The sequence below is a fragment of the Bacteroides sp. MSSM.1001136sp1_RTP21357st2_D2_RTP21359_211015 genome (assembly GCF_040913205.1).
In the GTDB taxonomy this organism is placed as follows: domain Bacteria; phylum Bacteroidota; class Bacteroidia; order Bacteroidales; family Bacteroidaceae; genus Bacteroides; species Bacteroides ovatus.
Genome location: NZ_JBDFVF010000021.1, coordinates 67,312 through 88,225 on the forward strand (window position 1 = coordinate 67,312; position 20,914 = coordinate 88,225).

The window sequence follows — 20,914 nt, forward strand, 5'->3', positions numbered from 1 at the left end:
GATAAAGTTAACGCAATCCTCTTGCTTGTAAAGCGGAGATTAATACTTCCGGTGCATCTGTCTGTATCATACGTACTTCAGGATAAATCTGAAGAAGCTCATCCAGATAAGTCGTATTTATATCATATTCAGGTATCAATCCGGATAATACATGAAGCATATTGACTGTAGGAATCATTCCCTCACTGACGGCAGTTCCTATAGGAGTACTTTGCCCGTCGGGAGCATAAGAATATTGCACGAAGTAATTGCCCGGAAGCCCAACCAGAGGTTTGTAAGCGCTTTGTGCCCATGTGTACACGTGTGCCTTTTTAGAAATAGACAACACTTCTTCTGCTTTCTGGCTACTGTTACAATAGAAAAAGACTTGTTCCATCATATCCAGTTCCTTGACAACATTCATCACTTCTTGGGTAGAGGCTGTACGTGGAGAATAATCCAGATTGAAATATATTTTTCCACGCCCTGCTTTCAGAAACTCTTCCAATGTGGGCATCTTCTCATCGGTCACCCTTCCATTCCGGTCCAACAGATTATATTGCTGAATTTCAGCATAAGTCATTTTCGTAATATCCCCTGTGCCGTTAGTCGTAGCATTGATTGTCTGGTCATGGCACACCATAACTACTCCATCGCTTGTGAGATGAGTGTCACATTCAATCACATCCGCTCCTGCATTGATGGCAGCTTCTACAGCAGATACCGAATTTTCGGGAATAGTCTTGTCTGTTGTATGAGAGCGATGCGTCATAGCCCATACCATTTTGTTATCTGCATCCCTGAATTGCTTCATGGCTTCTGTCAGCGCCAATAGGTCGTAAATACGGATCCTTTTCTGTACTACGCGCTCACCCGCTGTCACTAACATCGTGTAGTCACCACTTTGTGTATAAGCATGAGTGATAGGCGTAGCAGCTTTCCCTTCCTTGACCGTTCCGTCACCAAAGTCGACAGTAATGTCAGTATTACTATCGATATTGTTAAACACCACTTCCACTACCTCTTTCAGCATAGCACGGGTGCTCGTTTGCAGATAAGGATTCTTTTTTACGGGATCATCATCTGAACATGCCATAAAACTAATTCCGCATAAAACAATTAAACTGTATGCATATTTTATAGCCAGTAATTTTAAAATTCTTCTCTTTATAAGAAGAAAGGACAATAGATTTTCATTTCTCATTGCGCGTTTTACATTAGTTGATTTATTTAATAGATTACGTTGCAAACATAAGTAATACGCACTAAAAAAAAGGAAAAAAAACATTCAATAAAAGATGAGAATTTTTCTTTTCGTGAAAAAGAAGACCATTTGAATAAGAAAAGAAAGAAACGGGCTCTTTTTGAATAAAACGGGCGTATTGCAAAAAGTACGCCCCCTATTTTCATTTGCGTTCAGGAGTGCCTGACGGTTTGCGAAGCGGGAATCCTTCTTTCTGCGGAATTCCTAAAACAGGGATTCCTTCCTTATCCCACTCTATTTTCTGCATACGCGGCGTCCGGCTATCCAAAACAAGCATATCATACAAACTCTTGCGGGCGTGATAAAGCATATACCATTCCTTACCGTCAGGTGAAGGAATAAAACAGATACTACCGGGTCCATATACATGATTTTCCGGTGCTTGCTTAAACACAGGCTCCGGTGCCTTTTTCCAAGAAGCCGGATTCAGCAGATCGCTGTCAGTATCGGCAGTCAGCAGTCCTACACAGTAGTAAGGAGTCCAATTACCACTTGCCGAATAATAAATCAATAACTTATCTTTCTTCAAAGAATAGAAGAATTGCGGTGCTTCATTGACACGAATCGGATAGGCAGTTTTATTACCATCTATACTGATCCACTGACATTCCCATTCATATTCTGGTTCGGAAATCAAAATACGGTCAGAAGCCAGTGTCCATGGGTTCTCCATTTCGGCAATATAAATACATTGATTTTCCTGATAAACTCTACGTTTCTGCCATCCACACCAGATTAAATAACGCTTTCCTCCATGTTCAAAAGTACTGGCATGAATTGCCCAATTATTATCTTCATCAGTTGATATTCTTCCCTTCATGACAAATTCCCCTTTCATCGGGTCAGCAGACTCATTCTCAAGCACATAAATCTGACGATTATCAATATTTCCATCATCCGCACAACAATAAATATACCATTTATTATTAATGTAATGTATTTCAGGTCCCCAAAGATGAAATGCGTTTGACGAATTTTGAGGTACCCACACATCTTTCTGGGATGCTTCCGCCAACCGGGTTATATCATCTGTTGCCCATAAAGTGATGCGGTCGCTCATACTTTGGGTATAATAATATATTCCGTTATGGAATACCGCCCATGGGTCTCCTCCTCTTGACAAAAGCGGATTCGTATAAACAGGTACGGAATCGAGGTCTACCCGCTCATGTGTTTTTTTATTCTGACCGGATGAGCAACCCACTAAAAGAATAAGGAGAAAATACAATAAAATTCGCATAGTAATACTTATAATATATATAAATAATAGCCTGTTAAATGACCAATTAAGAAATTCAAGACAGATACAACGAAAATGGGACGGCAATATATAACAAAAGTGTTGAACCTGCAAACAAAGAAAGTGAAAAAACAAATCAAAACAGCCCTTTACAAGCAGCAATATATGAAATAATTATTTTTCCGGCAATTTGGTTGATTCTCGCTATTTATTGGCAAATAATCAACCTTTATTTCATTGATTTTTCATCATTTTTGCGGCATAACTTTAATATTTATAGACATGAATTCCAAAATAGTATTCTTTTTCATGATTATGTGTTGCTATTCAGTAACCTTATTTGCTCAAACAAATACGGGCAAAAAACAAACAAGTACTAATCCGGTTTTTGACGGTTGGTATGCAGATCCCGAAGGAGTCGTTTTCGGTGATAAATACTGGATTTATCCGACTTATTCAGCTCCTTTCGAACAACAATTGTACATGGATGCCTTTTCTTCCCCGGATTTGGTACACTGGAGAAAACATCCGAAGGTCCTTTCTGTCGAAAATATCAGCTGGTTAAGGAATGCTTTATGGGCACCTGCCGTGATAGAAGCAAATGGGAAATATTATTTCTATTTTGGAGCAAACAATATATATCATGAGAGTGAAGTGGGAGGTATAGGTGTGGCTGTAGCCGATCGTCCGGAAGGTCCTTTCAAGGATGCGCTCGGAAAGCCGCTGATTGGCAAGATCGTGAACGGAGCGCAACCTATTGACCAGTTTGTTTTCAAGGACGATGACGGTCAGTATTATATGTATTACGGCGGTTGGGGACATTGCAATATGGTGAAGATGGGACCTGATCTAATCAGTATCGTACCTTTTGAAGACGGAACGACTTATAAAGAAGTGACTCCGGAAAATTATATAGAAGGACCTTTTATGCTTAAACACAATGGCAAATATTATTTCATGTGGTCAGAAGGTGACTGGACAGGGCCCGATTATTGTGTAGCGTATGCCATTGCAGATTCGCCTTTTGGTCCGTTCAAAAGAGTCGGAAAGATTCTGGAGCAGAACAGTAAAATAGCTAATGGTGCCGGACATCATTCCATTATCAAAGGTCCGGGAAAGGATGAATGGTATATTGTCTATCATCGCCGCCCTTTGGGTGAAACCGATGGGAACTACCGCATTACTTGCATTGACCGAATGTATTTTAATAAAAACGGTACTATCAAACCTGTAAAAATGACCTCCGGCGGAATAAAAGCCAGACCATTGCGCTAACCAGTTATTTATTATAGCGATGAAACTTAAAATAATATCCATGAAGAAATTCTTGTTGGTTTTAGCTTTATTGTTTCCATTGGCATCCTTTTCCCAGTCTCCGGTCGATAAGTCTTTTCCTCCGGAAGAGTTGTTTGCTTTGGGTTCTTATTATTACCCCGAGCAATGGGATTCCTCCCAATGGGAACGTGATCTGAAAAGAATGGCGGAGATAGGAATCAAGTTCACCTATTTTGCAGAGTTCGCCTGGGCCATGATGGAGCCGGAAGAAGGAAAGTATGATTTTGAGTGGCTGGACCGTGCCGTCTCTCCGGTGACCGGACATAATCATTGATCGGCAGTGCACGCCTCGAACCTGCAGGAGTAGTGGTATGGAAAGAAAAATCAGACAACAAATATAAATAACCCAATAACAAGAAAAATGAAGATAAGAAATCTTATATCTTGCGCCCTTTTCGGGCTTATTCTTTTTGCCTGCTCACCTTCTGGGGAAGGAGAAGATAGGGAAATGGACCGTTTTATTACCGACTTAATGGACCGGATGACTCTCCGTGAGAAACTCGGACAACTGAACCTGCCTTCGGGCGGTGATCTCGTGACAGGTTCGGTGATGAACGGTGAACTTAGCGATATGATTCGCAAACAGGAAATAGGCGGCTTCTTCAATGTCAAGGGCATTCAGAAAATCAATGTCCTACAGCACCTTGCGGTAGAAGAAAGCCGATTGAAAATACCTCTACTTGTAGGTGCAGACGTTATCCACGGCTACGAAACTATTTTCCCGATCCCATTGGCACTTTCCTGTAGTTGGGATACGCTGGCCGTCGAACGTATGGCACGTATCTCCGCTATTGAGGCCAGCGCAGACGGTATTAACTGGACATTCAGCCCGATGGTCGATATTTGTCGTGACGCCCGTTGGGGACGTATCGCAGAAGGAAGTGGAGAAGATCCTTACCTGGGTTCTTTAATGGCAAAAGCGTATGTGCGTGGTTATCAGGGAAACAATATGCAAGGCAACGATGAGATTCTTGCCTGTGTGAAACATTTCGCACTTTATGGGGCGTCCGAATCGGGACGTGATTACAATACAGTGGATATGAGCCGACTACGTATGTATAACGAATATCTGGCTCCTTATAAAGCTGCCGTTGACGCCGGTGCAGGCAGTGTCATGAGCTCTTTTAATATCGTTGACGGTATTCCCGCCACAGCCAACAAATGGTTACTGACCGACCTGCTCCGGAATGAATGGGGCTTCGGAGGACTATTGGTAACAGATTACAATTCGATAGCCGAAATGTCCTCCCATGGTGTCGCCCCTCTGAAGGAAGCCTCCATTCGCGCTTTACAGGCAGGAACGGATATGGATATGGTTTCATGCGGGTTTCTCAATACATTGGAGGAATCCCTGAAAGAAAAGAAGATAACGGAAAAGCAGATTAATACGGCTTGTCGCCGTGTATTGGAAACCAAATATAAACTGGGACTGTTCTCCAATCCGTATAAATATTGCGATGCCCTGCGTGCCAAAGAAAAACTTTATACGCCTGAACACCGTTCTGCAGCACGTGCGATTGCGGCTGAAACATTTGTTCTATTAAAGAATGACAACAAGCTGCTTCCACTTGAGCAAAAAGGCAGGATTGCCCTGATCGGTCCGATGGCGGACGCACGTAATAATATGTGCGGTATGTGGAGCATGACATGTACACCGTCCCGCCACAGAACATTGTTGGAAGGAATCCGTGCGGCAGCGGGTGACAAGGCTGAAATTCTATATGCAAAAGGCAGCAACATATATTATGATACGGAAACAGAAAAAGCTGCTACGGGTATTCGCCCGCTGGAACGTAGAGATAACCGACAACTGTTGGACGAGGCTTTACGCGTGGCTTCCCGTTCAGACGTCATTGTTGCCGCTTTGGGTGAATGTGCGGAAATGAGCGGTGAATCGGCTTCACGCACCGGCCTCGAGATACCCGATACACAACAAGATTTATTGAAGGCTTTAGTGAAAACGGGCAAACCTGTCGTACTTCTTCTGTTCACAGGACGTCCTCTGGTCTTGAATTGGGAGGATGCGAATGTTCATTCCATATTGAATGTCTGGTTTGGCGGTAGCGAAACAGGAGACGCGGTTGCCGATGTATTGTTTGGCAAAGTCACTCCAAGCGGCAAACTGACAACTACCTTCCCACGTTCAGTGGGACAGCTGCCGCTATTCTACAATCATTTGAATACAGGTCGTCCTGATCCCGACAATCATGTGTTCAACCGTTATGCCGGCAATTATCTGGATGAGAGTAATGAACCTCTGTATCCGTTTGGATATGGTTTGAGTTATACGGACTTTGTTTATGGTGGATTGCAAATTAGCTCGGAAACCTTGCCTAAGAATGGTGAGTTGACTGTATCTGTCACTGTAACCAACAAAGGAAACTATGATGGTTATGAAACGGTACAACTGTACCTTCGTGATATTTACGCGGAGGTCGCCCGTCCAATGAAAGAGTTGAAAGGTTTTGAACGCATTTTCCTGAAAAGCGGGGAAAGTCGTGATGTTAAGTTTGTTATTACGAAAGATGACTTGAAATTCTATAATTCCGAATTACACTATGTTTACGAACCCGGAGAATTTGATGTTATGGTAGGGCCGAACTCCCGTGATGTACAAACTAAAAGTTTCCAAGCAGAATAAAGTAACACCTGATAAAAGTTGTATTGTAGGGAGTACTTATTATAATCGCACGAGCTTGCACTCATGACATAGTACAAGCCGAAGATATTGTTGCCGACACTATGATTTTGTTATGAGGAAAGTTCTGCAACTCGGAAGAAATCAGCGCGACGTTACCTTTAAATGAAATCAAGGTGTACCTTCTACTTTAATGAACAGATTAAATTATTCACTATTTAAAATAAAAAAAAATATGCATTATTTAAGAACACTGACTTATTTATGGAGTTTACTTACTCTTCTTTTAATGGTTGCTATCACAACAATCTGCTCCTGTGTCTCTACACCCCAAAGAAGCGGACAGTTGAAAGAACAAGATGAATATGATGTGGCAGCTTATATTTGGCCGTCGTGTCACAATGATCCGATGGGACGCGACACACTGTGGAGTGAAGGTACAGGCGAATGGGAAATTATCAAAAAAGGTAATCCCCGTTTCGAAGGACACTATCAGCCAAAGGTTCCTTTGTGGGGATACGAAATGGACGATGACACGCAGGTGATGGAGAAATGGATTGACGTGGCAACCGCTCACGGCATCAATACGTTTATCTTCGATTGGTACTGGTTCAACGGACAGCCTTTTTTAGAAAGCACCGTAAACAATGGATTTCTGAAAGCCAAGAATAATAAAAAAATGAAGTTTTACCTGATGTGGGCCAACCATAACGTGGCACACAACTATTGGAATGTACACCGTTACAAGGACAACAACTCGCGTCTGTGGACCGGTGTGGTAGACTGGGCCAACTTTAAAATCATTGTAGAACGAGTGATACGCCAATACTTTCACAAGCCCAACTATTACAAGATAGACAATTGTCCGGTATTTTCCATATTTGGTTTTCATGAACTGTTGGAAAGTTTCGGTAATGCAGACGGTGTGAAGAAGGCTATGGATTATTTCCGTAGCGAAGTGAAAAAGGCAGGATTCCCTGATTTGCACTTGCAACTCATCGGTGACGGGTCTCCCACCGACAAGTTTATAGAACTTGTTGTAAAGGCAGAAGTAAACAGTGTGACAAAATACAATTGGGGATGGCCATACGAAGAAGATTATCTGGCATGGGGTACAAAAGCCATGCAACGTCGCGATCAATGGACAGCGAAACTGGATTCATTGGGTGTGCCATTCTTCCCAAATGCATCAATAGGATGGGATGACACCCCGCGTTTCCCGAATAAAACAGCCAAAGAAGTGGTTCATTACAATGACTCGCCAGAAAGTTTTGCTGCTTTCTTGCAGAAGACGAAAGAATATGTAGACCAACGCCCCGACCGCCCCAAACTGATTACAATCAACTCGTGGAATGAATGGGTGGAAGGAAGTTATCTCTTGCCCGATATGAAGCATGGTTATGGTTACTTGAATGCCGTAAAACGGGTAATAAATGGTGAATATGATTACAAGCCCTAAAAATGCGAATTACTAAATAATGGAAAAATTGATGCTGTATAAAAAATGTCAGATAATAGTACTCATTCCTATTTTTCTATTCCATGTTGTCACATCATCTGCTCAACAACGTGATAGCCATGTACGGGAGTATCTTTCTCCGATACGCATTGTTTGGCAACAGGAGAGTCAACTAATACAAGGAGCAGAATATTTACTCCGATCAGGGCATGGACAAGCAAATCTTGTGAATAATGAACTCTGTAAACTTTCGAGTACCGGGCAGCAACATCCTGCTATTCTTTTCGATTTCGGAAAGGAATTGCAAGGCGGCTTACAAATTGTCACCGGTATGCCAGCCTCACATGCTCCTGTTACTATTCGTGTTCGCTTAGGAGAGTCGGTAAGCGAAGCTATGTGTGACATAGACGAAGTGAATGGAGCGACAAACGATCATGCTATGCGTGATTTTGTTATTAGTGTACCTTGGCTTGGGGTCTTGGAAGTCGGGAATTCCGGTTTCCGGTTTGCCCGGATTGACCTTTTGGACGATTCTGCAGAATTGCACCTCAAAGAGATACGGGCTATTTCTATTTTTCAAGATATCCCTTACAAAGGTTCGTTCCGATGTAATGACGAACGCTTGAATCAGATATGGCAAACTGGAGCTTATACGGTGCATTTGAATATGCAAGATTATATCTGGGATGGGATAAAACGTGACCGCTTGGTTTGGATTAGAGACTTGCATCCCGAAGTGATGACAGTCAATACGGTTTTTGGGTATAATGAAGTGATCCCCAAAAGCCTCGACTTGATCCGTGACTCTACACCACTTCCCCAATGGATGACAATGTGTACGTATTCTCTTTGGTGGATATTGATTCAGAGAGACTGGTATCTTTATCAAGGCAACTTGGATTATTTGAAAGAACAAAAAGGCCATCTATGTGACTTGTTGCAACTTATAATGACGAGAATTGGAGAAGACGGACTTGAAAAATTCAATGATAATGAAGGTCGCTTTCTTGATTGGCCTTCATGTGAGAATCCACTTTATACAAAAAGTTTCCATTAGTAAACATAGAAAACACGTAATTTGCTATTATGATAATTATTAACAAAAGGAATCTGTTTTTCCTAATTTCCGTCTGGCTGTTGTCTACACTTCTGTCGGCACAAAATGTCACCATATCCACTCCCCATACACAGTTGCTTCTCTCGGTACCAAACGGCGGTACACCGGAACAACTGTATTACGGCTCACGCACCTCCGATGCGGATATCCGAAGCATTTGTGAAACAGCACGCAGAAGAAATGCTTATCCCGTCTATGGAATGGGGTATCCATGCGAAACGGCATTGTCTGTCCGCCATGCCGACGGCAACCTGACACTTCAAATGGCAGTCATAGGCGTAAAAGAAACACGCCTTACAAAAGAAAATGCCACTTTGACGGTGATAGAACTGAAAGACAAAGTGTATCCTTTCTTCGTCAACATCTGCTACAAAGCATGGCAGGATGCAGATGTCATCGAGACATGGACTGAAATCCGTCACGAAGAGAAGAAGCCTGTCCAACTTCAGCAGTTTGCTTCTGCCTACTTGCCTGTCCGCCGCGGCAATGTCTGGCTGTCACATCTTTCCGGTGCCTGGGCAAACGAAGGACAACTCTGCCAGGAAGCGTTGCAACCGGGTATGAAAGTCATCAAAAACACGGACGGGGTACGCAACTCCCAATCGGCACATGCAGAAGTGATGTTCTCGCTCGACGGCAAACCGCAGGAGAACACGGGACGCGTCATCGGCGCAGCGCTTTGCTACAGCGGCAACTACAAACTGCGTATTGACACGCAAGAAGACGACTGGCACCATTTCCTCGCCGGCATCAACGAAGAAAACTCCTGGTACAACCTGAAAAAAGAAGAAGTGTTCCGCACCCCCGCATTGGCACTAACCTACAGCGATGAAGGGATGAGCGGATGCAGCCGGAAATTCCACCAATGGGCACGCCTGCATAAACTCGCCAACGGGAACACTCCCCGCAAAATTCTGCTGAACAGTTGGGAAGGCGTCTATTTCGACATCAACGAACAGGGCATGGACCAGATGATGGGTGATATCGCTGCCATGGGAGGCGAACTGTTTGTAATGGACGACGGTTGGTTCGGCGACAAATATCCGCGCAAAAACGACTCTTATGCCTTAGGCGACTGGACCGTAGACAAGACCAAACTCCCCGGCGGACTGCAATCATTACTTGACAACGCCCGGAAACACGGCATACGGTTCGGCATCTGGCTGGAACCGGAAATGGCTAATACCAAAAGCGAACTGTACGAAAAGCACCCCGAATGGATTATCAAGGCACCCGAACGGGAAGTGGTATGCGCCCGCGGCGGCACACAAGTCGTGCTCGACCTCTCCAACCCGCAAGTGCAGGATTTTATCGTACAGACGGTGGACGAACTGATGAATTCCTATCCCGACATTGATTATATCAAGTGGGACGCCAATATGTCCATCATCACCCAAGGTTCGCAATACCTGACCAAAGACAATCAAAGCCACCTGAACATCGAATACCACCGGGGTTTTGAGAACGTGTGCCGACGCATTCGCGCCAGCTATCCGCAACTGACGATACAAGCTTGCGCCAGCGGCGGCGGACGTGTCAACTACGGTGTACTGCCCTACTTCGACGAATTCTGGACAAGCGACAATACGGATGCACTTCAGCGTATCTACATCCAATGGGGCACTTCCTATTTCTTCCCCGCCATCGGCATGGGGGCGCATATCAGCGCAAGCCCCAACCATCAGACATCGCGTTCCGTTCCGTTGAAGTTCCGTATTGATGTAGCGATGAGCGGACGATTAGGTATGGAAATACAGCCCAAGAATATGACGGAAGAGGAAAAGGCATTGTGCAGAAACGCTATTGCCGAATACAAGACGATACGTCCCGTCGTACAGTTCGGAGATATTTACCGTTTACTTTCTCCGTATGACAAACAGGGCGCAGCTTCGCTGATGTATGTATCGCCAGAAAAGGACAAAGCCGTATTCTACTGGTGGAAAACGGAACATTTCTGCAACCGGCACTTGCCACGGGTGAAGATGGCAGGACTTGCTCCAGACAAATATTATAAGGTGCATGAGCTGAACCGCATCGACACTGAACCTTTGAAATTTGAAGGTAAAAGTTTCAGCGGTGCATATCTGAATGACAACGGACTGGAAATTCCCTCTACCCACAGAGTGGAACCTTCGAAACAAAACGAATATGCCAGCCGCGTGCTTTATCTGGAAGAAGTAACTCCCTCATTTTCCGACAACCGGATAGAACAACGCCCTCCGTTACGTGTTCTTTGCTTAGGCAACTCTATCACCCGCCACGAATATAAAGCGGACATCGAATGGTTCTCCGAATGGGGCATGGCAGCATCCAAAGAAGAAAACGACTATTGCCATCAATTGGAGAAGATGCTCTCGCAAAACCGTCCCGGCACAGTGGTTACCCCGCTGAACATCGCTTATTGGGAACGTAACCTGAATTGCAATATCGACTCGCTGATTGGCACTCATGTTACGGACAAGGATGTGATTGTTATCCGCTTGGGAGAAAACGTACAAGATAAGGAAGCATTCAAATCAGGTATCCTCCGATTGGTGGAATATTGCAAGCGGAAAGCAGACAAAGTAGTCATCACCGGTTGTTTCTGGAAGGATGAGGAAAAAGAACGTGCCATCATCAACGCTGCGCATATGCATGGACTCACTTTCATTCCGATTGACTGGATAGACCGCTTGTATGATTCACGTCCGAAAGTCGGAGACACTCTTTATGACATACACGGAAAGCCATATACTGTAACCAAGGATTTCATCATCGCACATCCCGACGACGAAGGCATGAAGAAGATAGCGGAAGCAATATATAGGGTTCTCTAATGCCCCCGGTGCTTCATTCTTCCATTATTTACAACTGTATAGTTTCCAATTAATGAGAAACTACAGTTGTATGAATAAAGAATTTCAGTTTAAACCCAAAATGGAGAGAACGCCTTGGCTTACCTCCAGAAGAGTCATGGAAAAACGTTCTGGAAAAACTCGCTCCTCTCCCCATGGAAAAAGGAGTATATGTGACTTATGAAGGAATACCTGAAATGTGGAAAAAATAGTCAGTTGCCCGTCATTGATAAACCTCACATCAATGGCGGGTTTCCTTTCAAAGAAACAGTATGCAGCGATAGCCGACAAGGAATTTGCAATAAAAAAGGAGAAAAGACTTACCAAGTCTTAGAATTCCTTTTACCAATATTCTTGAGGAGAAACAAAGATATGGAACTTTAGACAAATAAACTACACCATCAAAGAGTATAAAACACCAGTGCGACAAACAAATTTCTATTGTTTATCGCACTGATATTTAACTATTTAGCTTATCTGTGGATGTTAGTACTCCTCCTCGTTGAAGAAGAAATCCTCCTTACTAGGATAATCCGGCCAAATATCTTCGATACTCTCATAGATTTCGCCCTCATCTTCCATCTCTTGGAGGTTCTCAATAACTTCAAGAGGAGCACCCGAACGCATGGCATAATCAATCAATTCATCCTTGGTTGCCGGCCAGGGAGCATCTTCAAGTTTTGATGCTAATTCCAATGTCCAATACATAATCTTGAGTATTTAAAATGAATACTAAATTTGTCTCGTTTTCTATTTTTCGGCAAAAGTATAATAAAATCTATCATTTCCAACTATTATCCCAAAATATTTCATTATTTTGTTCATCAAAATTAATTTTTCGGGATAATACAAACAAATAATCTGATAATCTGTTGACAAAAGCTAATACTTCGGGAGAAATTGTACAAGTTTCGGACAAAGCCAGAATGCGTCTTTCAGCTCTCCGGCAAATCGTGCGGCAAACATGGCAAACGGCTGCTCCACGACTTCCGCCGGGAATGATGAAAGCACAAAGTTCGGGTAATTGCTCGTCCAGCTTATCAATCTCCCGCTCGATACTTTCCACATGTTCGGGGGTAATGATACTGGCGGGTTTCAGTTGCATTTTCTCCTGGTCGGTGGCCAGGTGTGAACCGATGGCGAATAACTTATGTTGAATACTCAAGATAAAATCCCGGTCGGACTCCTCCTGCAGATAAGTGTGCAGCCATCCCAGGTGAGAATTTAATTCATCCACCGTTCCGTAAGCTTCCAGGCGGATATGAGTCTTTGGAACGCGACTTCCGCCGACAAGACTGGTAGTTCCTTTGTCTCCGGTCTTTGTATATACAAGGCTCTTTTTCATAACTTTCTTTTTTACTATTATAGATGGTAAACGTACAAAGGTTCTTAGAAGTTGATGATATACTGCTGTTTTATCTTCGTTTTATCAAAAAATAGCAAACCGACATCATACAGGTCGAAAGTTATTCCGACCCTTTCGTCAGCCTGCCACTTTTTCCAAAGCACTTTCATCTCTTTGGAATAGCAGATACCATGGACTACAAATACACTTTTAAGGGTAGTACGGTGTACGCAAACCCGAAATACTTCTTCCAATAAGTCCGGATTTTGGTAATCGTTCAGATACAAAAAGTCGACTGAAGTGTCTGCATCCAGAAACAGTTCCGACAAGTCGGAAGCAAAGAGATAGGAAGCCGATGGTTTAGCGGACTGTAAGTAGAGGGTTGTGGAGGAAGGACGCCCAACTTCTATAATCGTATCAGGCTGTACTCTGTTCACCAACCGGAACAGGAAACGGTTTACCTTTTGAGAACCTTTAGTCCACCCACGCTCTCTTATCATCTTTTTCTGTTCTTTTTTCAAAGAAGAATAGGCATAGTAAGGCATCTTCTCATAAATCACATCGGTAATCAGACTAAAAGCAAAAGGGGAATGTACGCCATATCCGCAACGATAACGAAAGCGGGAAAGCCAGATAAAAGGTCTTTTTATACAGAGTAGAAGATTCATAAAACAATCATTCGTATTTTTATTCTCCCGACAAAGATATATTTTTTTATTGAAAAAGGGTCGGTTCCCATAAAGAACCGACCCTCATACTCATTTATTCCAAGTTACTACTGTAGTCTGAATGATACCGGTACAGTAAATTTCACTCGAACTTTCTTACCATTTTGCATTCCGGGAGTCCATTTCGGCATAGAACTTATCACGCGGATAGCTTCTTTATCCAAATAAGGATCAACCCCTCGCACAACTTCAGGATTGGAAATCGTTCCGTCTTTGTCTACAACAAACTGAACAATGACTTTTCCTTGCGAACCAGTTTCCTGCGAAATCGTCGGATATTTGATATTACTACTTAAATATTTCATTAAAGCAGCTGTACCTCCAATAAACTCCGGCATGACTTCAACACTTACGTGAATAACGTCTTCAACTACCGTTTCTGTTTCTACCACTGGGGGTATCCAAATAACGTTTTGAACTGCATTCATATCCTCTGACACTGTAGAAACGTTATCCGTCACCTCCGTATTGTTTTCCACTATTTCGAACAATTCTGTTACCTTAGTTTCGGGAGGAGGAGGCGGTTCCAGTTTCTCTTCAGGGAATGTGATTGGAACTAGCTCTGTTACAAAGATGGATTCATCATCTGGTGATAGTGCTGCAACTCTGACATCATGTTGTGTCCATTCGAACGAAACGAACATGAAGGCTAGCGCAACAACCAAACCCATCAACAACCAAGAACCCCGTTGATTCTCAATTGCAGCCTTTTTTGATTTCTTGGCTTCCATAAAAAATGTGTTTAAGTAATTAATAATAGAAAATATATAGTATATATACTACTTTTCGTTTTTCCTCTTAAGCATTACTTAAAGTGCTCTCTCGCTGCTATAAATATAATCGTTTTATGGATAGGTTGTTACAACGTCTCTTGTTTATTTTATTCTTTTCTCTTCTTTTGGATAAAATTTATGAATAATTCGGCTCCAGTGAGTTTAGTATGAGTAAACGTTTCTATACCACTATTTTTCATATCTCAATATTGAACATAAATTGTACTAAGAACAGTATGACCGGACGCCTGCAATGAATCTCCAGAATAGGTCAGATGCATAGAGATTCCGTTATAATCAATTTTCACCGGATAAGACACCTGCTGCCGGTCTATTGGAATGAGTACATCGAGTATACCTTCATCGTTCGTTTTGACTTTCAGAAAGCCAAAGTCGAATGTTACACCTATGAGTTGCTTTTCCGTTTCATTATCTACAATACAGTATCGAATATGCCCAAACGTTTCAGGATTCCGTTGAATAGGCAATGCTATCTTTGAAGTAATAGATACGATTGTGTCCAACACATAGCAACCATAAGCCTTTGCAACAATTCTCATATTCTGTCCTTTATACTTTCCCGGAATGTTGGGAAACAAAACAGCATTATCCAAATCTTTTAGAACCACTGTGCGTAGATCATTTTCACCTAGAAACAGATACAGACTGTCTGTTTCATCGGCACTAAGTGGGAGAGCCTTGAAAGGTGTTTGTGATAATTGCACTGCTAAATCGAAAGGACGTGAATGAATTGCGTTCACTGCCAGTCCGATGATAATGGAAAGGACAACAATCATCAAAGCGACCAGCTTAACGAGAAAATGCTTTCGACGGTTCCATAATACGCCAAAGTCCACATCAAGCATTCTTGCCACAAGACGGATAAATGCTTGATGGAAACGTATCGCATGGAATCTTGAATTTTCCGCCTGCACATCAATCCCCAAAAGTTCCAATCCACCTAACGTCAGTTGAGCATGAAAACATTCCCGATCTTTGGAATGAGGAATACCGTCAATGATAAAAGGTATAATCTCTCTTTCGCGTCCCTTCGAGCGGAAGTAGGCAATCTCCTCCCCTACATATTTCGATTGTGCCGAATTCGGCGAACAAATGACAATCAGATATTTCGATTCGTCCAATTTATGATGCAGTTCGTCACTAAGTACACCACTCGTCAGTTCATCAGCATCACGAAAGACTTTAAACCGTTTAGGTGCCTCCGGCTTCATTTTCTGAATCATTGTCGGCAAATTGTACGATTCTAATAAAAACTGTAATCGCTTCGCCGCCTTAATGTCCGTATGACGATAGCTAATAAAAGCAAAAAAATTGTGTGCCATTTTTCCTCTTTCTTATATAGGACCAACATTTATTACTGTACAAAGGATTGCTTGGCCTGAAGAGAAGTAACATATTTAATCCATTCCAAAGTCTCCTTCGTCGAATTATCTTCTTCACCCAAAGTGCTCCTGTATATAGCTAACGCTTTTTCGAGGAACATCAATGCTTTAGAATTATTACCTAAAAATGCATACATCATCCCTATATTGCCATAGCATCCAGCTACATCAAGATAATTTTTGTCATAAACAGGTAACCAGATTTTCAATGCTTTTTCAAAATATATCAAGGCTTCAGGATACTCTTTTTGATAAAAGTACATTTTCCCAATCCTATTATAACTGGCAGCTATAGTCGGATTATTCTCTCCGTAAACAGATAATTCAACATTCAAAGCCTCTTTAAAACACTCCAAAGCTTTAGAATAGTCACCTTTCTCATAATATATTTCACCCGCACCATTATAGAAGGTAATTTGATCACTGATCTGTTGAGTCTGACGCTTAGTAGCATCACTTATCAGCTGTAATGTTTGCCGAATGGAACAATCATTTTCGTCTAATATTTTTCGATCGATTGCCAATGATTTCTCTAAAAACAGCAACGACTTTGCATAATATTTTCGATTATAATATATCACTCCTATATTATAATAGGCCGATGCAGCCAAAGGGAGATTCACACCATTGACTAACAATCCTTCCAAAGCTTTTTCATTATATTCCAGAGCCTTATCGTAGTTTTCTTGAGAATAATATACCTGTCCTATATTATAATATTGGGTAGCTACTTGAGGATGGTCCTCTCTATATAATGATAAGTCTATTTTCAAGCTTTTTTCATAATATTCCAAGGCTTTGCTTTTATTTCCCTGGTCAGAATATAGATTTCCTATATTATTATAAGTGGTAGAGACGTCAGGTGATATTTCTCCATAAGACAATTGGATTTCTAAAGCCTTTTTATAATATGTCAAGGCGTTGACATAGTCACCCTGATCCTGATATATCCCTCCTATATTACTGTAACAGACAGCTACACCAAGATCATTCTCGCCATTAACAGACAAGCTGATATTCAAGGCTTTCTCATAATACTCTTTAGCTCTGGAAATATCACCTTGTACTTGATATATCCCTCCCATATTATTATAATAGACAGCTACACCAGAATCATTCTCCCCATAAACAGACAACCTGATATTCAAGGCTTTCTCATAATATTCTTTGGCTTTGGAAATATCGCCTTGTACTTGATATATCCCTCCCATATTATTATAACTATCAGCTTTGTCCAAATCATTTTTTGCAATGCCCAATGCGGATAAAAAATAATTCATAGCCCGACTGTAATCAGCCATGTATTGATCTTCAAACATTCCTGCAGTATTCAAATATTTGCAATTTGTTGGAGCAGCTTTCGTGAGAATCTCATAATAATGCGAAACCGAATCATTCAAATGCTGCATCTTGAATGATTCGATAGCAATCTCCATTTTCTCAAACCATTGACTGCGTTGTTGTATCAATCGTTGTTGTTCTGACAGTCCTCTAGCTAATTCAAGCTTGGCTTGTTCTACTTTTGCATCCGCATTCCGTTGCTGTTGTTCAATCACCTTCCAGGCTTCCTCGGCTCCACCAGGCATAGACTCGCGTATCAAGTCGTTAAGTGCCTTCCATTCTCCGTTTTTTTTCAGTTCATAGATTTTCAGTTCCAAAGAGTCCAAGCTCTGATAATCGGTCAGTGCCAGCTCTTCAGCTAATTCCTTGATAACCTCATCTATCTTATCCTCATTGTTGATGTAGTCAAGATAAAGTTTGCGGATGCTGTCACACTCCACTTTCAGACGTGCATAATGCACATCCGACTCGCTCAATTCTCCAAGACGCTTATTCAGTTCATTGCGTAGTTTACGTAAAGATAACGACTGCTCTTCATACTTTTCTTTCAGTAATTCATATTGCTTCTTATACTCCGTCTCCTTTTCTTCTGGTGTTATCAACGAGACTTCCAAGTCATTGGCAGATACAAATAGTCGTTTACCTTTCGATGGCGAAGCCAACATATACTTGGAACCTTGTGGCATACGCACGGCTGTCAGTGTATAACTACCGGCCTTATCCGTGACCTTCACCTCCAACGAAAATCGTCCGTTCTTATCGCTTGCCTTATTAGCTTGCCCCGACACAACAACTTGTACACCCTGCACCGGAATGAAAGGATCTGAAACCGAACGGGTTATCTTGCGGACTACCCCCTTCTGGGTATGAACCTGTGCTGTAACTCCCAATACCATGAAGACGGCAAAAAGGAATACTGTTATCAAACGTAATCTACTCATGTCATTTTCATTAAAACTATAGAATTATCTATAATCTTACCCTTATTATTTTTATAGTCCTTTCTACAATGCCTTTCCACATTCCGAACAAAACTTTGCACCTTTGATATTCCGATATCCGCAGTTCGTACAAAACACCATCCCGCCAGTATTTGAAGCCGAGATTGTAGAAGAACTTTGATTTCTTATCATCACTTCTGCTATTTCGAGTGCCTTATCATCAAGCTTGGACTGTTGCACCATCCCCCAAATTTGCGTGATAAGTACCGGCCAGAAGAATAGCATAGAAATGATAGTAGGAATAGCTTGTTGCCCAAAAATCCCTATCCCAGCTTCAAACGCTATTGCACTGTCTTTAGGTATCAAGCTGACTTTTAATGCAGACTTCAAACCAAGTACGGCTTTAAACAAATTACCTTTGGATATAGAAATATCAACACCACCACTTAATAAATTATCTATTTGTACCTCAAACTGTTCTGCCATAAATTCTGTTCTTATCTGTTCGGCAATGGCAGGAATCAAGGAAGGATTACCCGGAAGTATTTTTTTTGTTGCAAATGTTCCCATAATTCTATTTTTTAAAAGTGTAATGACTGTAATGCATGATATTGGCTCGTTGTAAATAACACACCGGTTTCAACAAGCAATTCCTTAATCTCACACTGTTGTTCTTCCGTATAGTTCTTTTCCATAGACTTCAATATAGAAATAATTCTTTCAGACTGTTCCTTGACCTCCTGTTCAGTAACTATACCATCTTCCATAATCTTCTTGAATGTGGGCTGGTTCATGACCGCCTCATCTAAATTCAACATTCCCTGTTCATTAAAAAACATAAGCTATTATATTTAAAGTTTATTTCCACAATGTTTGCAATAAGTCCAGCCATCCGCTATCGGTTGCTTGCAATTCAGGCATATCTTGCCTGATTTCTCTGTCGAAAGATGATCGACGATAGTCTTATATTGGGAACTTTTCCCCCATTTCAAGATCTCCTTAACCCGCACGGCCGAAAACGGATGATTCTGATTCATTATAGCTGCGACTTGCAATGTCTTATTCCATAATCCGTCATTACGGATAGCTTCATATTGGTCTGCCTGCTTAGCCCACTCCACCAGATCGATATTCTTTGTTATAGAAGACGGACCTCCAGATAGACGAGCCATCGTGCTTGCCACTATGGCTGGAGTAGTCACAATACTGGCAGCTCTGTCACAAGACAACTCACTTTTACGTTCCCAATACAAAATCGCATATTGGATGGGGACTCCCAAACTTCCCAAAACGCCAAGTGAATCCAAACCATCCATCACATAATGAGCTATGGAATGATATAAGACATGATGACAAAGAATATGCCCGCATTCATGGGCAATCACTGCATCCAGTTCCTCTTCTGTCATCATATCAACCAAGCCGGAAGTGATAGTTATAAAAATCTTTGTATCGCCAAAGGTCCATGCGTTAGGATTAGGGTCCATAGAGAGATAGAATTCCGGTTGTTCAATCCCCAACTTCTTACAAATCGGTGGCAGACGATTATACAATTTAGGCAATTGATTCGGTGATAAACGAATTGCAGATGCCATATTAACGCCATATTGCAGTTGTTCCAATCCCATTGACATCAATTTTTTCACTAGGGTCGGGAATCCGGGAATACTTTCCAGCTGCCTCAATGCAGCTGCATCCTCCGGATGAATAAAATCTGTTGCTTTAATCATGGTTATCAATATTAATATCTATTGTTTTTATGACCTTCATTACAAAACACATCAAGTTCAGTCTTTTCATATCACTGGTATACGCAACAAACTCCTCGTAAGCACCACAGGTTAAAATCCTGATATACAATAAACCGGAAACATAAAAAGAATTATGCGAATAAATTCTTCATTTATCTGACAAAATAAGAAAGCAGCACGATAATCAGTATTAGCTTTTAACAGATACAAATATCATGCTGCTAAAATGTTGTCCTTGTGCAGTCCTTTCATTGGCGATTTCAGAGACCTGGACAAACATATTCTCCATATTCTAGTTCACCGCATCATCGTTACAAGTCTCAAATATAACGAATAATATAGCAGGCAAAAAATTACAAAAGTCCCAATCATGTCTAAACAGACCAAAAACAGAACTATTGATGCGAAAAACATGTCTATCATGACATTTTTTATTTTGCAAATCACAACAACAAAAAGATAGTATTCATTACAAATACATTATTTATATCTTTCATCTTTCACCGAAAGTCATAAATCCTTTTGTTTATCGCACTTTCAAACCATTGACAGTTCTTTTTCAATCTATCACCCAATCTTTCATCTTTCACCACTTATCACATTCAAAGGAACAGCGTTCTCTTTCCTGAACTATTAATAGATAAGTTCCTTTCCATTAAATATAAACTTCCTTTTCATTAATAGATAACCTATTCCTCACCTGATTCAAACTATAAATGCAAGTTCCGTTTTTATAAATGAAACTTGCGTTTATAAAAACAGAACT

Annotated in this window: 15 protein-coding genes and 3 pseudogenes; 6 read left to right on the forward strand and 12 right to left on the reverse strand. The window is 41.6% G+C overall.

Annotated features, from left to right (window positions below):
• Positions 1-7: 7 nt before the first annotated feature.
• Together AB5217_RS14500 and AB5217_RS14505 are read right to left on the reverse strand one after the other, a co-directional pair.
• Positions 8-1,183, reverse strand: a complete 1,176-nt coding sequence (locus tag AB5217_RS14500) for a glycerophosphodiester phosphodiesterase family protein (RefSeq protein ID WP_008642680.1) — start codon at positions 1,181-1,183, stop codon at positions 8-10.
• A 202-nt stretch (positions 1,184-1,385) separates the two neighbouring features.
• Positions 1,386-2,483 carry a family 43 glycosylhydrolase gene (locus tag AB5217_RS14505; RefSeq protein WP_004316154.1) on the reverse strand — a complete coding sequence of 366 codons (1,098 nt, stop codon included), beginning with the start codon at positions 2,481-2,483 and terminating at the stop codon, positions 1,386-1,388.
• Between the two features lie 282 nt (positions 2,484-2,765).
• Between AB5217_RS14505 and AB5217_RS14510 the strand changes: the two genes are divergently transcribed.
• The 6 genes and pseudogenes from AB5217_RS14510 (at position 2,766) to AB5217_RS14535 (ending at position 11,848) form a co-directional block, all read left to right on the forward strand.
• Positions 2,766-3,758, forward strand: coding sequence for a glycoside hydrolase family 43 protein (locus tag AB5217_RS14510; RefSeq protein ID WP_368112759.1), 993 nt, complete (start codon positions 2,766-2,768; stop codon positions 3,756-3,758).
• 40 nt (positions 3,759-3,798) lie between these two features.
• Positions 3,799-4,068 (forward strand): annotated as a pseudogene (locus AB5217_RS14515) (beta-galactosidase); the annotation flags it as partial.
• A gap of 111 nt (positions 4,069-4,179) precedes the next feature.
• Positions 4,180-6,459 carry a beta-glucosidase BglX gene (gene bglX / locus AB5217_RS14520; protein WP_368112758.1) on the forward strand — a complete coding sequence of 760 codons (2,280 nt, stop codon included), beginning with the start codon at positions 4,180-4,182 and terminating at the stop codon, positions 6,457-6,459.
• A 232-nt stretch (positions 6,460-6,691) separates the two neighbouring features.
• Positions 6,692-7,915: a glycoside hydrolase family 99-like domain-containing protein gene (locus tag AB5217_RS14525; protein ID WP_134993558.1), complete on the forward strand. Its 1,224-nt coding sequence runs from the start codon at positions 6,692-6,694 to the stop codon at positions 7,913-7,915.
• A 19-nt stretch (positions 7,916-7,934) separates the two neighbouring features.
• Positions 7,935-8,945 (forward strand): annotated as a pseudogene (locus tag AB5217_RS14530) (glycoside hydrolase family 78); the annotation flags it as partial.
• Between the two features lie 56 nt (positions 8,946-9,001).
• Positions 9,002-11,848, forward strand: coding sequence for an alpha-galactosidase (locus AB5217_RS14535; RefSeq protein WP_008642671.1), 2,847 nt, complete (start codon positions 9,002-9,004; stop codon positions 11,846-11,848).
• A gap of 222 nt (positions 11,849-12,070) precedes the next feature.
• Here the strand turns inward: AB5217_RS14535 and AB5217_RS14540 are convergent.
• The 10 genes and pseudogenes from AB5217_RS14540 to AB5217_RS14585 all read right to left on the reverse strand — a co-directional run.
• Positions 12,071-12,181, reverse strand: a pseudogene (locus tag AB5217_RS14540) (IS982 family transposase); the annotation flags it as partial.
• A 171-nt stretch (positions 12,182-12,352) separates the two neighbouring features.
• A complete protein-coding gene (locus AB5217_RS14545) occupies positions 12,353-12,574 on the reverse strand; it encodes a DUF2795 domain-containing protein (RefSeq protein ID WP_002558131.1) in 222 nt (73 codons plus the stop codon).
• Positions 12,575-12,647: 73 nt separating this feature from the next.
• Entirely contained in the window at positions 12,648-13,211 is a 564-nt protein-coding gene (locus AB5217_RS14550; protein ID WP_008642670.1) for a cob(I)yrinic acid a,c-diamide adenosyltransferase, read from the reverse strand.
• A gap of 44 nt (positions 13,212-13,255) precedes the next feature.
• Positions 13,256-13,879, reverse strand: coding sequence for a hypothetical protein (locus AB5217_RS14555; RefSeq protein ID WP_368112757.1), 624 nt, complete (start codon positions 13,877-13,879; stop codon positions 13,256-13,258).
• 107 nt (positions 13,880-13,986) lie between these two features.
• Positions 13,987-14,670: an energy transducer TonB gene (locus AB5217_RS14560; RefSeq protein ID WP_368112756.1), complete on the reverse strand. Its 684-nt coding sequence runs from the start codon at positions 14,668-14,670 to the stop codon at positions 13,987-13,989.
• Between the two features lie 245 nt (positions 14,671-14,915).
• Entirely contained in the window at positions 14,916-16,055 is a 1,140-nt protein-coding gene (locus tag AB5217_RS14565) for a toll/interleukin-1 receptor domain-containing protein (RefSeq protein WP_368112755.1), read from the reverse strand.
• A gap of 32 nt (positions 16,056-16,087) precedes the next feature.
• Positions 16,088-18,397 carry a tetratricopeptide repeat protein gene (locus AB5217_RS14570; protein ID WP_368112754.1) on the reverse strand — a complete coding sequence of 770 codons (2,310 nt, stop codon included), beginning with the start codon at positions 18,395-18,397 and terminating at the stop codon, positions 16,088-16,090.
• Between the two features lie 63 nt (positions 18,398-18,460).
• A complete protein-coding gene (locus AB5217_RS14575) occupies positions 18,461-18,967 on the reverse strand; it encodes a zinc ribbon domain-containing protein (protein WP_368112753.1) in 507 nt (168 codons plus the stop codon).
• A gap of 11 nt (positions 18,968-18,978) precedes the next feature.
• Positions 18,979-19,236, reverse strand: coding sequence for a hypothetical protein (locus AB5217_RS14580; protein WP_368112752.1), 258 nt, complete (start codon positions 19,234-19,236; stop codon positions 18,979-18,981).
• Positions 19,237-19,248: 12 nt separating this feature from the next.
• Positions 19,249-20,127: a M48 family metallopeptidase gene (locus tag AB5217_RS14585; RefSeq protein ID WP_004296404.1), complete on the reverse strand. Its 879-nt coding sequence runs from the start codon at positions 20,125-20,127 to the stop codon at positions 19,249-19,251.
• Between the last annotated feature and the right edge of the window lie 787 nt (positions 20,128-20,914).